Here is a 15,104-nt window from a genome sequence, read left to right on the forward strand (position 1 = left end):
GCAAACTATTGTATTAAAAGTGTTTTTAATGGGTGACCCTTGATGATAGGGTGCACTTTTAGTGCTACAATGACATTAAAAAGCGGAGGAAACCATGTCAGCCTATTCTATTTCCAAAATTTTTCCATCCGATGTAGCCAGTTTCAAAAAGATTGATCAACTCTTAGAACAAGAGGGGATTCGCCGTGATGACAATCTTGATTATACCTGTGCAATCTTTGATGAGGACCTCAATGTTATCGCCACTGGCAGCTGCTTTGGCAATACCCTGCGCTGCTTGGGTGTCAGGCAGGATTATCAAGGAGAGGGGCTACTCAATAAGATTGTTAGCCATCTCGTTAATCTTCAGTTTGAGCGGGGCAACAGTCATATTTTCCTCTATACCAAGCCCTGTACAGCTAAATACTTTACCGACTTAGGTTTTTATGAAATCGTCAGACTCCCCAAGAAAATTTCTTTCATGGAAAATAAAAAGAGTGGCTTCCAAACATATCTATCAAAGTTGGCAAAAAATCCTTGGACAGGCCCGCGGACAGCAGCTCTCGTTTTAAACGCCAACCCTTTCACTTTGGGACACCAATATTTAATTGAACAGGCTGCTGCAGAGAATGATTGGCTCCATCTTTTTATTGTCAGCGAAGATAGCAGCCTAGTCCCCTTCTCCATTCGCAAACAGCTAGTTCAGGCAGGGACAGCCCACCTCAAGAATATTATCTATCATGATACTGGTGACTACATTATCAGCCGTTCCACTTTTCCTAGTTATTTCCTAAGGGATAAAGAACAAGTGATTGAAAGTCAGGCTAGGATTGATCTTACTATCTTTATTCAGATTGCTAAAGAGTTGGATATTTCACGACGCTATGTTGGAGAGGAACCAACAAGTCTTGTTACTAGTCTTTATAATCAAATTATGCAGGAGGATTTACCCAAGGCTGGTATTGACTGCATTACCCTTCCCCGTAAAGAAACTGCTGAGGGACAGGTTATCAGTGCCTCTACGGCCCGGCAGGCGATTAAAGAGGGAAATTGGAAGCTCTTGGAAAGACTCCTACCTCAGAGCAGCCTAGACTATTTTTTGAGTGAGCAAGCCAAACCTGTGATTGAAAGAATCCAAGCAGCTGATGAGGTTCGCCACTACTGAGCACTCCTAATTATAACAAACGCCATCATCAAAGAGAGGGGGGGCATCTGAACCAGCAAAGTACTATCATTTTAAAGGTGACCTATCAGAAATCCCTAGATAAAGCTCTGATCTTCTTGGCTCTTTAATTTTATACCTCATCTTCAGGGATTACAATATTATATGGGTGAGAAGAGAGCTCTCATGGGGATTTTCAGGCTCTTACAGCCCATTCATTTTCTCTTAGGTACTGGCAAATGGCTCAGCAAAATCCTCCTATTTATGTTACAATGAAATGAATACTTTCACAGGAGAGACACATGGATAGTAAACTCATTATCGCTCAGGAGCTCAAGGCTGTCCTACCTGATATGGACCTTGATGCGATTGTTAATCTATTAGAAATCCCTAAGAACACTACGATGGGGGACTTAGCCTTCCCTGCTTTTTCTTTGGCCAAGATATTGCGTAAGGCCCCCCAAGCCATTGCCAGCCAACTCGTTGAAAAAATTAACACGGATAAATTCGATAGGGTCCAAGCGGTCGGCCCCTATATTAACTTCTTCCTCAACAAGAAAGAGATTTCCCAAAGCGTTCTGGCAGATGTCCTTGCTCAAGGTAGTGACTATGCCAAACAGGATCTCGGCCAAGGACGACACATTACCATTGATATGTCCAGTCCTAATATCGCTAAGCCCTTTTCTATCGGTCACCTGCGCTCGACTGTTATCGGTGACAGCTTAGATAAGATTTTTGAAAAAATCGGCTACAAGCCTATTAAAATCAATCACTTGGGTGACTGGGGCAAACAGTTCGGTATGCTGATTGTGGCTTATAAAAAATGGGGCGAGGAGGAAGCTGTCCGAGCTAATCCCATTGATGAACTGCTTCAGCTTTACGTCCGTATCAATAAAGAAGCTCAAACCCAGCCTGAATTAGATGAAGAAGCTAGAGACTGGTTCCGTAAGCTAGAAGCTGGTGACGACGAGGCTATTAGCCTCTGGCAATGGTTCCGCGATGAGAGCCTGATTGAATTCAACCGCCTCTACGACCAACTAGGGGTCCAATTCGATAGCTATAACGGGGAAGCCTTCTACAATGACAAGATGGATGAGGTCGTTGCTATCCTAGAAAACAAGGGACTCTTGCAGGAATCTCAAGGAGCCCAAGTGGTTAAGCTGGATAAATACGGCATTGAAAACCCTGCCCTGATTAAGAAATCAGACGGAGCTACTCTCTACATTACACGGGATTTGGCTGCGGCTCTCTACCGCAAGCAGACCTACGATTTTGCTAAGTCTATCTACGTGGTCGGCAACGAACAAGCTGCTCATTTTAAGCAACTCAAGGCTGTCCTTAAAGAGATGAATTACGACTGGGCAGATGACATCGTCCATGTCCCCTTCGGGCTAGTCACCAAGGACGGTAAGAAACTCTCAACTCGCAAGGGGAATGTCATTCTCTTGGAACCAACCATTGCTGAAGCCATCAAACGGGCTGGTGACCAAATTGATGCTAAGAACCCTGATTTGCCAAATAAAGGTGTCGTTGCTCACACAGTTGGTATCGGGGCTATCAAGTTCTATGACCTCAAGACCGACCGTCTCAATGGTTACGACTTCGACCTCGATGCCATGGTTTCCTTTGAGGGAGAAACCGGTCCCTATGTCCAATATGCCTATGCTCGGATTCAATCCATCCTCCGCAAGGCGGATTTCAAAGCCGATCCAGCGGCTGGCTATTCCTTAGATGATGCTGAAAGCTGGGAAATTATCAAATTGATTCAAAATTTCCCAGCCACCATCAAGCGAGCGGCCGATAATTTTGAACCATCTATTATCGCCAAGTTTGCCATCAGTCTGGCCCAAGCTTTCAATAAGTACTACGCCCATAACCGTATTTTGGACCAAAGTCCCGAGCGTGACAGCCGTCTAGCCCTTAGCTATACAACAGCGCTGGTCCTCAAAGAAGCTCTGCGTCTTCTAGGTGTGGATGCACCAGATGAAATGTAAATTGATAAAAACTAATAAGACCATCGAAAATCCGATGGTCTTATTAGTATTCTAATCGTCCTCTACAAAACGTCCCAAGATGTGAACATCCTCAGCAATGGAAACGAAAGCTTTGGGATCAGCCTTGTACATGACATATTTGAAATCATTGAATTCTTCTCGGGTGATGATGGTAATCAGCACCACTTTTTTCTCATGATTATAGGTACCTTCGGCATCATTGATCTGAGTCACTCCCCGGTGGAGCCGCTTATGAATTTGCTTGGTCACTCGGTCAGGCTTGCTGGTAATAATAGTGGCCTGCATCTTCTTTTGCTTGGTAAAAATAGCATCTGTCATTTGACTAGAAACAAAGATAGTCACCATGGAATAGAGGGCATACTGCCAGCCAAAAAGCAAACCTGCAAATATCATGATGGTCCCATTGACCATGAGAGAGATACTCCCAACAGCACGCCCTGTCTTCTTGCGAATATAGAGGCTGACAATGTCCGTCCCCCCGCTAGAAATCCGCGACCGCAAGCCATAACCAATCCCGGTTCCCATAACCAAGCCACCAAAGATGGCATTAATTAAGGGATCGCTAGTCAAGGTAATCTGGGGCATGATTTGGATAAAGAAGGAACTGATAGTTACCGTAATAAAGGTAAAGATAGTAAAACGGTGGCCTAGATTGAACCAGGCCAAGATCATCAAGGGAATGTTGATGGCGTAAAAGGTTACCGAAACCGGAATGACAAAACCGACCAAACGGTCACTGAGTGCCGATAAGACTTGAGCCAGGCCAGTTGCCCCGCTTGAGTACACATGTCCCGGTTGAAAAAAGAAGTTAACCGCAATACTAGAAAGAATTCCGTAAAAGAGCGAAGCCGAAATCTTCTCAGCATACTTCTCGCGGGAAATACTGCGAACTGTATGGAGCAAGCCGACCTTCTTAGCCGCCTTACCAACAGCATATTTGATTTGCCGCTTAGGCTGTGTTTTTTTAGTCATGGTCTTGCACTTGCAGAGCTAGTTCTTCCAATTGTTTGTCAGCGACCAAGCTTGGAGCTTGAGTCATGGGATCTGATGCCTTGTTATTTTTAGGAAAAGCAATGACTTCACGAATATTGTCTTCCCCTGCTAAAATCATCACAAAGCGGTCCAAGCCAATAGCCAGACCTCCATGTGGTGGGAAGCCATAATCCATAGCTTCTAGCAAGAAGCCAAATTGCTCCTTAGCTGATTCTTGGCTAAACCCAAGAGCCTTGAGCATACGCTCTTGTAAGTCTTTTTGATTGATACGCAGACTACCGCCGCCTAGTTCGTAACCATTCAAGACAATATCGTAAGCTACCGCACGAACCTTGGATAGATCACCTTCAAGCTCAGCTGCAGTCTCTTCCGTTGGCAGTGTAAAAGGATGGTGGGCTGACATATAACGCCCTTCTTCTTCTGACCATTCAAACATTGGCCAATCAACTACCCAAAGAAAATTGAAGGCAGAGTTGTCAACCATGTCAAGATCCTTGGCCAGACGCGTACGCAGACCACCGAGTGTTGCATTAGCAACTTCAAGCGTATCAGCAACAAAGAGCACTAAATCATTATCAACTAGTTGTAAACGATCTGTCAACTTGGTGGCAATCTCTGTCAAAAACTTGGCTACAGGCCCTGTCAACTCACCGGCGGCAACCTTAACCCAGGCGAGACCTTTGGCACCGTATTGCTTAGCCACTTCTGTCAGCTTATCAATATCTTTGCGCGAGTATTTATCAGCCGCATTTTTCACCACGATAGCCTTAACAACTGGTGCTTGAGAGAATACTTTGAATTCAATTCCCTTGACAAGATCTGTCAAGTCTTGTAAAAGCATCTCAAAGCGAGTATCTGGCTTATCTGAACCATAGTTGTTCATGGCATCGTCATAGCTCATGCGTGGAAAGGGAAGCGTCACATCGATGCCTTTAGTTTCTTTCATAACACATGCAATGAGGCCTTCTGTGATATCTTGAATTTCTTGATCGTCAAGGAAGGATGTTTCCAAATCAATCTGTGTAAACTCAGGTTGACGATCTCCACGTAAGTCTTCATCACGGAAACACTTAACAATTTGGTAGTAGCGATCAAAACCAGCATTCATCAAAAGTTGCTTGGTGATTTGCGGACTTTGAGGTAAAGCATAGAAATGTCCCTGACTGACACGTGATGGTACCAGATAATCACGCGCCCCTTCTGGTGTGGACTTGGTCAACATTGGTGTTTCTACATCAATAAACTCAAGCTCATCTAGATAATTACGAACACTGTGGGTCACTTTAGCACGCAGCTTGAGGTTTCCCAACATGCTGGGGCGACGCAAGTCCAAGTAGCGGTAGCGCAGACGATTATCGTCCGTCATTTCCGCATCATCTTTGATTTCAAAAGGTGTAGTCTTGGCTGTATTAAGAACGGTTAACTCGCTGACATGAAGTTCAACTTGACCGGTAGGAATCTTATCGTTGACTTGTTCACGCGCTTGAACGGTACCAGTCACTTCAATGACGTACTCGCTGCGAAGGCTCTCAGCTGTTGCCATCACTTCGTTAGAAACAGCTTCAGGATTGATGACCAACTGCATGATTCCTTCACGATCACGCAAATCAATAAAGATCAAACCACCAAGGTCACGGCGGCGAGCTACCCAGCCCTTCAACGTCAACTGACGGCCAACATGATCACGGCGAACGCGACCAGCATACATACTACGTTTCATACTTGAGATACCAAGCCCAATGGGGGCTTTATCCTTTCTCTATCTGAGTTTTTACATTCCCTATTATTATAGCAAAAAGCACACTAAAACCCCACCCATTCGGGAGGAGTTTTTTAGGACTTCTCTTATTTAAGCTTTCGCCATTTATTCAATACTATATTATGTAGGCTTAATTTTTTGTATGTTTAACTAGATTCACCAGTAATTTACGAAGTTTCTTTGTCTCTTTTCTGGTTAGCTTACGAGTTGTAGCATTATGTTCTTCTAATGTTCCTACATGTGTTACAACCTCCCCTCTACTATTTATTGAGACAATGAAAGGTACGGTGAATTCATCCTTATAAAATCTATGATAAAAAGTTTCAAGTTTCTTATAATCCTGAGAACTCAATTCCTTTGATTTTGTATCAACCGTATATGATTTTTGTGCACATTCCTTTAGTACATCATTAAAAACTGGTCTAATTTCTGCACACCATGGACATGATGGGAATCCAAAATAGTATACACCCTTTTTATTGTCGGTAAGCTTAGAAATAACTTCATGCGGTGAAGCCTTGTAATAATATTGTTCTGTATTGATATTGTTGGGCGTTTGATTAGAGGGAACAAAATAAAAATACCCAAATATGAAGCTACATATAATTATAAAACAAGGTAGGTAAAAAATTTGTATTTCATTGTTTTACACCTCTTTTTATTAGACTAAGCAGTGACACAAGTATAACTTGGCCATCATTGCAAAAGGGCAATAAATGAAAAACATTTAATAAACAGGCAATTTTAAATAGCGAGAGAATCATAATTTATTGGGAATCATCAGACCAATAAAAAGTAAAACGACCGGTGCTGAAGCTGATATAATTATGTTTTTTACAGCATTTCCTTTATTTACATAAGATATTGTCGGATAAAGGTAGCTTTCGAAATTAAATTTTGCCTGATAGCCTAGAAGTCTGGCTGCTAGATAATGACACAATTCGTGTATAACTAGAGAAGTGCTGAGTAAAATTACTTGGATTAAAACACTTGCTGGATTTAATGTCATTATTCTTTCCCTTTCTTGCTTATTTTACGGTGATGTATAATCCAAGTATAGATTAAATTTAGAAAGAGAATTACAAGAAAAGCTAATACCATTCGGTAATGAAGTGAGAATGTTTGTCGTAATTCTGTGTTTGTAAATTTGCTTTTGATAACCACACCAAACAGTGTAATAACTTTACCCGACTGATTGATTTGAAATAGCTCAACTAAGAGATCTAATGTAAATAAAACCAAGAAACCAATGATTGTGCGTCTTAAAGAGCTAAAAACTTCCATCATTGCCATAGTTACCTTCTCCTTTCTTGCCTTAATACTATGCTAGTTATTAAAAGAAATAGTCCTACTGTTGGATAAATTAAGTCATTAATTTTAAAGACTGCATAAGCTAATATAATAACTAGAAATACTAATATGCTTGATACAGCTTCATTTATATTACCTCTCGATTTTGGAAATAGCAGTCCCATGAGTAACGCAGTCACAAAGACTAATATACTCAATTGAACGGTTTCATAATGGCCAACAAACAAATAACAAACGACAATCTGGGGCAATAGAATAATTGCTAAACTCAACAAAAGAGAACTCATTTCCCTATACAAGCTAACTCTTAAAAAATTGTACATTTTCCTAACACCAGATGTTGCATCTGCATAGTACATACTCACGAGAGGTATGACAAAGTAATAAATTGAGAATGTTTGCATAGCCAACCTTCTCCCTCCTTGGCTATACATTATTACAGACAAAAATAAAATCATGGATAGGTTATATATAAAATTTTTGTGTCTATAAAAAACCGGGAAAGTTGTTACTAGATTCAATCGTAAAGCAGGAACCCTATTAAATATATAAGTCTGCCGGTTTTGAGCAACTGTAATATTATCGCATTTCAACATTAAGACAAAATTTATAATAAATAGTAAGGCGAAAAATATTAATAGGGTACCAATTATTATTTGTACGGAATAATCTGCCTCCCCAACTAATTTTTCAACTTTAAACCTAAAAATATAAAAATAGGATCCAGCAAAAACAATAAGCAATATATCTAAAAGCCAAGTAATAATAGCTTTTATCGTGTTTGCCATTCTTGATAAGATTATCTGGTATATCGTGTCTAACAAAAAGAAAACAGCAACATACTCAACATGAAATAACAGTAGCAGAGCAAACTTTTCCATCATCGTAAGAATGGTAATGCTTCCTAAAAACGGAAAGACCAGAAGTTGTACCCCTTCAAAAAGTATTATTCCTATGAAAAGTTTATATACTTTTTGTGCTATAAGAATTTCTTTTTTTGAAAAGGGAAGAATATTTGTAATGTAATGCGAGCTTTGAGTAAGCGATATAGTGGAATTTAGAAAAATAAAGAAGGCAACTGATAAAATAATATACATATCAGCATAACTCATAATAGTTATTTTTAATAGCTTCAAAGCCTCCGTTCCGTTTGATATGTTATTGGCCGTCTTCACCAATTGCCCTGTCGCTCTCATATTGGAAATAAAGTAGGCAAAGTAAGAAATAAAACAGACTAGAAATAAAGAATAACGATTAATTCTTTTCTTTAGAAAACCTCTCTCAAGTGCTCCTTTTAGAATATCGTTAAAATAGTAATGGAGTAGGCTATATAAATTCTTTAATCGTATTGACTCTTTCATGTACTCTACCCTCCTGTATTAGAAGTTTAGATAATTTCTGTGCATTCCCCGAAAACCTCTTTAACTTTCCGTTTTTCATTAAATATATTTCGTCTGGAAAGCAATTAATAATGTTTTCCTCATGAGACACTAATATCATTTTGTGTCTTTTAGAGATAAGTTTTATGATTTCCTGAACCAGTATAACGGTTTCAAAATCTAAACCGCTAAAAATTTCATCAGCTAGCAAATAATCAATATTTAATGATAGTGCAATTGCTATTTGAATTTTCTTTTTCATTCCAAACGAATAGGACTCCATAACCTCTTTTTGAGCTTTATCCATTCCAAGTAAATCAATTAGCCTATTATACAGTTCTCTGGATGAGTTCGGATAACGTGACAGGATAAATTCTGCATACTCTTCTCCTGTTAGATATTCTGGCATTAAAGAATCTGAAGGAATTAGAAAAATTCTTTCTTTAAAATACACCGAACTACATGCATTCCCATCTAGGGTAATCTCTCCAGAATCTTTTGACAGTAATCCTATTTTCCAGAACCGTTCAAACCAACGATAACAGCAACTCCTTTATCGGAAAATTCTATTGATAAATCTTTTAAAACACATTTATTTCCAAACCGTTTATTAATTTTATGTATCCTTAGCATTATTTAACTCTTTCTAAATATAAAAAGGGAGGGCTGCGCCTCCCAATTCTAATTTTCAAGGACCTAAAAACTAAACATTACCTTCTGCATCCAATCTCAACAAATGTCGGTGACCATTTCAGCATTCCTGTAAAGTTATACCCTCTCGATGTGCAGTAATAAGCGTATGAGAAGAATAAAACAGCCAATAAAACTAAAATCCAAATGATAGTACAATCACGGATAATCTCCTGATATTTCATCACGGGAAAACTTTCGTACTTGTACAAAGCATCGACAAAAATATTCTTTCTTCTACTTTTTAAAAATTGTAACGTAGGAACCTTGAAAATTAGTGACATACCTTCATCTACACTATTATCGTAACATAGCTTTAATCTTTTGTATACGCTTTCGTAAAAATATTTGAATTGAAATTTATCAAAGTAAGTTCCGATGGAATGACCAAATGGGAAGTTAGTCTAAAACGCCTTTAGATTGAGTGTTTTTGTGTACACTTTTTAGAAATAGACAAACAAGGGCCTTAAAATCAGCCACTTTAAAAACCAGCGGAATTTAGTCTGAGACAAATCCACACTGGTTTTATCGATTTTTCCTACTTAGAGAATCTACCTATCCTTATTTCTGCCGAAAAGAGCGACTAAATCACTTGTATCAACAAATTCATCCTGAAACTCTTCAATCTCGTTAAAGCGATAATCCGCTTCATCAGCGAGATGATTCCAGCTAAAACCATAGACATCCTGAATAGAAATACCCCATTCATCTGTCTCCTCGTCATACTGCCAGCCAAGAAATCTCTCTGTCGGCTTGAAAACTAAGACCACTGTTTGGTAGTCATGGTCCCATTGCTGACCGAGAAACTGCTGACACATAAAGTGGTCGCCGGCCCTTTCACCATTAAACCAAGGGATTTCATGCCGATCCAAATAGGCAATCATCTTCCAAAACTGTTCTTGAAAGCAAATAGGTTGGCTGCGATCAAAACTCAGGCTAAAGGTCTGCTCCTCTTTTAATAACTCTTCAATACTTGTCACAATTTTCTCCTAAAAGCCTAAGCTCTATCCTTCAATCTTAGCCAAAACACGAGTAAAGTCTGTGCTGATTTCTTCGAGGCTGACGATCACTTCTTTGCGGGTCTGATTATTTTTTACAGCTGCTTTACCGCTCTCAACTTCGCTCTCACCAAGTGTGATAACTGCCTTAGCCTTGAAAGCATCTGCAGATTTAAACTGAGCCTTGATCTTGCGGCCCAGATAGTCACGCTCAGCCTTAAACCCTTGAACACGTAAAGATTGTACCAACTCTAAAGCCTTCTTGTTAGCTCCATCGCCAAGAACAGCGATATAAACATCCAAACCTTCTTCGATTGGCAGTTCGATTCCCTGCTTGTCCAGCACTAAGAGCAGACGTTCTAAGCCAAGACCAAAGCCAAATCCTGGCGTTTGCGGACCATCAAAATACTCGACTAAGCCATCATAACGGCCGCCAGCACAAATAGTCAAATCAGAATCGCCAACCTTAGCCATAAACTCAAAAATAGTGTGGTTATAGTAATCCAGACCGCGCACCATGTTTGTGTCAATCACATAAGGAATTTTCAAGGTCTCCAGCATCTGACGGACAGCGTCAAAATGAGCTTGACTCTCTTCATCCAAGTAATCCAAGATCGACGGCGCATGCTCAACAGCTTCCTTATCCTCTTTTTCCTTAGAGTCCAGCACACGTAAAGGATTTTCATCCAATCGTCGCTGACTGTCTTTTGAGAGCTGATCACGCATGGGCTCCAAATAGTCAATCAAGGCCTGACGATAGGTTAGGCGACTCTCAGAATTACCAAGGCTGTTGAGGTGCAGGGTGACATTCTTAATACCCAGCTCATCAAAAAGCTGATAGGCCATAGCGATGGTTTCTGCATCGATTGCTGGATTGCTGGAGCCAAAGCACTCTACCCCTACTTGGTGAAACTCACGTAAGCGTCCAGCCTGAGGGCGTTCGTAACGAAACATAGAACCAATGTAGTACATCTTGACAGGCTTTTGTACTTCAGGCGCAAAGAGCTTATTTTCCACAAAAGAGCGGACAACCGGAGCTGTTCCTTCCGGACGCAAAGTGATATGACGGTCGCCCTTATCGTGGAAGTCGTACATTTCCTTGGTCACGATATCTGTCGTGTCACCAACTGAGCGCGAAATTACCTCATAGTGCTCAAACATGGGGGTGCGAATTTCACCGTAGTTATACTTTTTAAATGTTTCACGTGCAACATCTTCCACATACTGCCATTTAGCACTCTCAGCAGGCAGGATATCCTGAGTCCCTTTTGGTTTTTGAAGTTTCATAATTAAGATACAAAGGCCGAAAAGAAAGCGACTGAAATCAGGAAGACAGTCAGTCTTCCTGATAACTAGACTGACTTGTCTATTTTCCGAGCTTTTCGACCGTGTTCAATTCCTTTCATAGATTTTAATCAATTTCTTAAGATAGCTTGAATCACTGCCTGTATCACTACCAGCATCGATTATAATGCTCTTCTTTACACTTATAGCTCCCTCTATTCTACCATAAAAACAGCTGCCCTAACAGTTTAAGTCATTTCAAAAGCCCCTTAGCAGAAGCTTGAATAACCTTATCAAACTATTACAGTTTAGTATTGATAGCGCCGATATCCCTTTTGATCATCACATAATTAAACACATAGATAGCAGCATAAAGAAAGCTGATGAAAACTAACATGCCAAGCAGGCTTGTCACACTAAATTGGAACCATCTCAGATACCAGCCCGCCGCTAGCAGCGGTACTACAATGAGGTTATAGTGCAGGCAAGTCAGCCAAAGTAAGGAATACTTTTCTGCCTGTTGAAAGACAGATCCAGCCATCCCCTGAGCTATGCCCAGACCAGCAAAAATGGCAAGTTGGACACCAACCGCGCTGATATCAGACTGAAATTGTTCCATAAAGGCAGGGACTGCTGGTGAGAAACCTCTACCAACCACTAAGCTAGCAAGGTAGGTGGCTAAACTTCCCATACCTAGCCCCATTAAAGCATAAACGAGCATCTTTTTAAGTGCTTTCATGATATTTCCTCCTTTTCTAGTCGTCACAAACCTAATTTCTCTTTAAATGTCTTGAGGGAGCGTCGGGATACAAAACTCTCACCGCCCGTTTTCAAGGTGAGCTTGATCGTCCCTTTGATACTGAGATCCAATTTTTAGATGGCACTGATATTAACGATCTCACCTTGAGAAATCTTGATGAAATCTTTTGTCAACTGCTCCTCTAATTGATAAATCCGGTATTTAGTTGCATAGACTTTATCTGTTGTCTCTAGGAAAACTTTCTTATCCTCACTGTAAATACGGATAATATCAGGAAGGGCTGAGAGGTATACTTTTTCCATCCATACACCAAGCAGATGGTCTGACTTCCCTTCAGCAAGGTCGATAATCTGCTGGGTCTTACGGTCAATATGTGTTGCATAAATTTTGATCAGTGTCTCCGCTAACCGCGAGTCTCTAATGATTTCGAGCTTCATTGCTTTTCCTCCTCTTTTTTAATTTAGTATAACCTATATTTTTCAGAGAGACTATATTTTTAAGATAAGCGGCTGTTTTTTACAGATATACGGTCATGCTTTCAATTAAATAATGGTTACAATTTAGCTTTTTCGATGATAGTTATTGATTTTCTAAAAAAATGGGACTATAATGCCTTGTCAAATAAATTTAGAGGAGGAAAGGGATGCTTTCTAATATCAAATATTTCCTTTTAGGGGCCCCTTTAAAATCTGATCCTGAAGAAGAGGATAACCATTCTTTGGGTAAATCACAAGCTCTGGCTATGCTATCCAGCGATGCCCTGTCGTCAATTGCCTACGGGCCTGAGCAGGTTATTCTTGTGTTGACTGCTCTATCAGCTGGTGCTATCTGGTGGTCACTACCTATCGGTCTAGCTGTCCTGATTCTTTTAATCAGTCTAACCATTTCTTACAGTCAGGTCATCCGTGCTTATCCTAGCGGCGGCGGGGCTTATATGGTCTCTACTGAGAATTTGTCACCATCTCTAGGACTGGTGGCTGGCGGCAGCCTCTTAGTCGATTACATGCTGACGGTAGCTGTTTCAGTATCATCTGGTGCTGATGCTATCACATCAGCCTTCCCGATACTGAGAGCCTTCAATTTGGAAATCTCTATTGCTCTTGTCCTCATCCTGATGATTATGAATTTACGTGGACTCAGAGAGTCGGCGGCAGCGCTCTTTGTACCTGTCTATCTCTTCATTATCTCCACACTTTTTCTGCTAATTTCTGGTATTTTCCAAATCATCACAGGCCATATAGACTACTCGGCAACAGCCCATATCGGTCAGCCTATTTCGGGACTAACCGTATTCTTGCTCCTTCGGGCCTTTACCAGTGGTTCGGCATCTTTGACTGGAGTTGAAGCCATTTCAAACGCTGTCCCATTTTTCAAAAAACCAAAAATCAGTAATGCTATTAAGACCCTTGTCATGATGTCTATGATTCTTGGTTTTATGTTTGTTGGCATTACCTTCCTCAACTACTGGCTTGGCATAGTTCCACAATCTGGTGTAACCATTTTGTCTCAGATCGCTCAGAGAATTTTTGGTGCTAGTGTGGTCGGTCAGGTGCTATTTTATATTTTCCAAATTGCTACCGCTCTAATCTTAGCTGTAGCTGCTAATACAGGATTCTCAGCCTTTCCAATACTGTCTTACAATATGGCTAGAAACAAATATATGCCCCACCTTTATTTAGAAAAAGGGGCACGTCTTGGTTATTCTAATGGTATTATGACCCTAGCCTTTGGTGCCATTCTTCTGCTCTTTATCTTTAAGGGAAGTACCGAACGGCTAATTCCCTTGTATACAATTGGGGTGTTTATTCCATTTGCTCTTGCACAGACTGGTATGGTGGCTTATTGGAAAAAACAAAAGCTTGATCATTTCCTTAGGCGGTCTTGGGCTAATCTGTTAGGAGCTGTCATTTGTTATGGCATTATCCTCATTCTTTTACTTTTCCGCTTAGCAGATATCTGGTATTTTTTCCCAATTATCATCATCTTGATCCTTATGTTTCAGAAGATTCACCGTCACTATCAAAATGTAGCGCGACAGTTACGCATTTCTGAACAAACCAAATCTATCCAGTACTCTGGTAACACGGTTCTGGTTCTCGTCGGCAATATGACTAACGCCACTGTCGGAGCGATCAATTATGCTAACTCTCTTAGTAAAAATGTTATCGCCTTGCACGTCTCAACAGCCGAGACACAGATAAAAGATGACGAGGTTAGGGATGAATTCAAACACTATTTCCCAAATACTACCTTTATTAATATTTATTCCGATTATCGCGATATTATCAAGCCAACTGTTGATTTCGTCAATGATATGAGTAAGCAAGCCAAGGCTGCTAACAATACTTTGACCGTTATCATTCCACAATTTGTCCCACGAAAGCGTTGGCAAACACTACTGCACAACCAGATGAACCTTCGTCTTCGTTATTTTCTCAGATGGAACCAGGATATAATCCTAGCCAGCTATTCCTTCCATTTAAAAAATTAAAGAGTTAATGTCAAGTAACTTTACTTTACAAAAATAATATGATAAACTGTTAGAGTTGATTTAAAATCAAGATTAATCTATTGGAGGAAACATAAAAATGGCAGTACCTGCACGTCGCACGTCAAAAGCGAAAAAAAATAAACGTCGTACACACTACAAATTGACAGCTCCAACTGTGAAATTTGATGAAACTACTGGAGATTACTCACGTTCTCACCGTGTATCCCTCAAAGGCTACTACAAAGGACGTAAAATCGCTAAAGCTAACGCTGCGGAATAATAG

The 15,104-nt window shown here is 40.4% G+C and carries 14 protein-coding genes and 2 pseudogenes; 4 read left to right on the plus strand and 12 right to left on the minus strand.

Annotated features, from left to right (window positions below; genetic code table 11):
- Positions 1 to 94 precede the first annotated feature (94 nt).
- Both citC and argS read left to right on the plus strand, forming a co-directional pair.
- A complete protein-coding gene (gene citC, locus STRCR_RS01575; RefSeq protein WP_004229194.1) occupies positions 95 to 1,144 on the plus strand; it encodes a [citrate (pro-3S)-lyase] ligase in 1,050 nt (349 codons plus the stop codon).
- Between the two features lie 299 nt (positions 1,145 to 1,443).
- Positions 1,444 to 3,135 (plus strand): arginine--tRNA ligase, encoded by a 1,692-nt coding sequence (gene argS / locus STRCR_RS01580; protein ID WP_003048887.1) that lies wholly within the window; start codon positions 1,444 to 1,446, stop codon positions 3,133 to 3,135.
- 51 nt (positions 3,136 to 3,186) lie between these two features.
- Here argS and STRCR_RS01585 read toward each other — a convergent pair whose 3' ends face one another.
- The 12 genes and pseudogenes from STRCR_RS01585 to STRCR_RS01630 all read right to left on the minus strand — a co-directional run bounded on the left by STRCR_RS01585 (position 3,187) and on the right by STRCR_RS01630 (position 12,767).
- Positions 3,187 to 4,128 carry a YitT family protein gene (locus STRCR_RS01585; protein WP_004229441.1) on the minus strand — a complete coding sequence of 314 codons (942 nt, stop codon included), beginning with the start codon at positions 4,126 to 4,128 and terminating at the stop codon, positions 3,187 to 3,189.
- The gene (gene aspS / locus STRCR_RS01590) at positions 4,121 to 5,869 is read right to left on the minus strand and encodes an aspartate--tRNA ligase (protein ID WP_004225453.1); all 1,749 of its coding nucleotides are present in this window, start codon (positions 5,867 to 5,869) and stop codon (positions 4,121 to 4,123) included. Before aspS ends, STRCR_RS01585 begins: the two co-directional genes overlap by 8 nt.
- A gap of 169 nt (positions 5,870 to 6,038) precedes the next feature.
- A complete protein-coding gene (locus tag STRCR_RS11480; protein WP_081478738.1) occupies positions 6,039 to 6,545 on the minus strand; it encodes a transporter accessory protein in 507 nt (168 codons plus the stop codon).
- A gap of 1 nt (position 6,546) precedes the next feature.
- A pseudogene (locus STRCR_RS12265) lies at positions 6,547 to 6,917 on the minus strand (metalloprotease family protein).
- The gene (locus STRCR_RS01600) at positions 6,917 to 7,201 is read right to left on the minus strand and encodes a hypothetical protein (protein WP_040804340.1); all 285 of its coding nucleotides are present in this window, start codon (positions 7,199 to 7,201) and stop codon (positions 6,917 to 6,919) included. The pseudogene STRCR_RS12265 and the gene STRCR_RS01600 overlap by 1 nt, the downstream one beginning before the upstream one ends.
- Before the next feature lie 2 nt (positions 7,202 to 7,203).
- Positions 7,204 to 8,580 carry a hypothetical protein gene (locus STRCR_RS01605; RefSeq protein ID WP_004228556.1) on the minus strand — a complete coding sequence of 459 codons (1,377 nt, stop codon included), beginning with the start codon at positions 8,578 to 8,580 and terminating at the stop codon, positions 7,204 to 7,206.
- Positions 8,546 to 9,231, minus strand: a pseudogene (locus tag STRCR_RS01610) (ATP-binding cassette domain-containing protein). The gene STRCR_RS01605 and the pseudogene STRCR_RS01610 overlap by 35 nt, the downstream one beginning before the upstream one ends.
- A 77-nt stretch (positions 9,232 to 9,308) precedes the next feature.
- Entirely contained in the window at positions 9,309 to 9,515 is a 207-nt protein-coding gene (locus STRCR_RS12270) for a hypothetical protein (protein WP_081478767.1), read from the minus strand.
- A 324-nt stretch (positions 9,516 to 9,839) separates the two neighbouring features.
- Positions 9,840 to 10,268 carry a hypothetical protein gene (locus STRCR_RS01615; protein ID WP_004226259.1) on the minus strand — a complete coding sequence of 143 codons (429 nt, stop codon included), beginning with the start codon at positions 10,266 to 10,268 and terminating at the stop codon, positions 9,840 to 9,842.
- Positions 10,269 to 10,292: 24 nt separating this feature from the next.
- Positions 10,293 to 11,573: a histidine--tRNA ligase gene (gene hisS, locus STRCR_RS01620; protein WP_004227283.1), complete on the minus strand. Its 1,281-nt coding sequence runs from the start codon at positions 11,571 to 11,573 to the stop codon at positions 10,293 to 10,295.
- Between the two features lie 298 nt (positions 11,574 to 11,871).
- Positions 11,872 to 12,309, minus strand: coding sequence for a DUF3021 domain-containing protein (locus STRCR_RS01625; protein WP_004227833.1), 438 nt, complete (start codon positions 12,307 to 12,309; stop codon positions 11,872 to 11,874).
- A gap of 134 nt (positions 12,310 to 12,443) precedes the next feature.
- Entirely contained in the window at positions 12,444 to 12,767 is a 324-nt protein-coding gene (locus STRCR_RS01630; protein WP_004229058.1) for a LytTR family DNA-binding domain-containing protein, read from the minus strand.
- A 206-nt stretch (positions 12,768 to 12,973) separates the two neighbouring features.
- Between STRCR_RS01630 and STRCR_RS01635 the strand changes: the two genes are divergently transcribed.
- Positions 12,974 to 14,821: an APC family permease gene (locus tag STRCR_RS01635; RefSeq protein WP_004228819.1), complete on the plus strand. Its 1,848-nt coding sequence runs from the start codon at positions 12,974 to 12,976 to the stop codon at positions 14,819 to 14,821.
- A gap of 97 nt (positions 14,822 to 14,918) precedes the next feature.
- A complete protein-coding gene (gene rpmF / locus STRCR_RS01640) occupies positions 14,919 to 15,101 on the plus strand; it encodes a 50S ribosomal protein L32 (protein WP_004225572.1) in 183 nt (60 codons plus the stop codon).
- The last annotated feature ends 3 nt before the right edge of the window (positions 15,102 to 15,104 follow it).

Origin of the sequence: Streptococcus criceti HS-6, from assembly GCF_000187975.2 — a bacterium.
GTDB classification, from domain to species: Bacteria; Bacillota; Bacilli; order Lactobacillales; family Streptococcaceae; genus Streptococcus; species Streptococcus criceti.

Excerpts from the sequence above, each read along its gene's own strand:
- citC (WP_004229194.1), top strand. The coding sequence starts at position 95 with ATGTCAGCCTATTCTATTTCCAAAATTTTTCCATCCGATGTAGCCAGT.
- argS (WP_003048887.1), top strand. The coding sequence starts at position 1,444 with ATGGATAGTAAACTCATTATCGCTCAGGAGCTCAAGGCTGTCCTACCT.
- STRCR_RS01585 (WP_004229441.1), bottom strand. The coding sequence starts at position 4,128 with ATGACTAAAAAAACACAGCCTAAGCGGCAAATCAAATATGCTGTTGGT.
- aspS (WP_004225453.1), bottom strand. The coding sequence starts at position 5,869 with ATGAAACGTAGTATGTATGCTGGTCGCGTTCGCCGTGATCATGTTGGC.
- STRCR_RS01600 (WP_040804340.1), bottom strand. The coding sequence starts at position 7,201 with ATGGCAATGATGGAAGTTTTTAGCTCTTTAAGACGCACAATCATTGGT.
- STRCR_RS01605 (WP_004228556.1), bottom strand. The coding sequence starts at position 8,580 with ATGAAAGAGTCAATACGATTAAAGAATTTATATAGCCTACTCCATTAC.
- hisS (WP_004227283.1), bottom strand. The coding sequence starts at position 11,573 with ATGAAACTTCAAAAACCAAAAGGGACTCAGGATATCCTGCCTGCTGAG.
- STRCR_RS01625 (WP_004227833.1), bottom strand. The coding sequence starts at position 12,309 with ATGAAAGCACTTAAAAAGATGCTCGTTTATGCTTTAATGGGGCTAGGT.
- STRCR_RS01630 (WP_004229058.1), bottom strand. The coding sequence starts at position 12,767 with ATGAAGCTCGAAATCATTAGAGACTCGCGGTTAGCGGAGACACTGATC.
- STRCR_RS01635 (WP_004228819.1), top strand. The coding sequence starts at position 12,974 with ATGCTTTCTAATATCAAATATTTCCTTTTAGGGGCCCCTTTAAAATCT.
- rpmF (WP_004225572.1), top strand. The coding sequence starts at position 14,919 with ATGGCAGTACCTGCACGTCGCACGTCAAAAGCGAAAAAAAATAAACGT.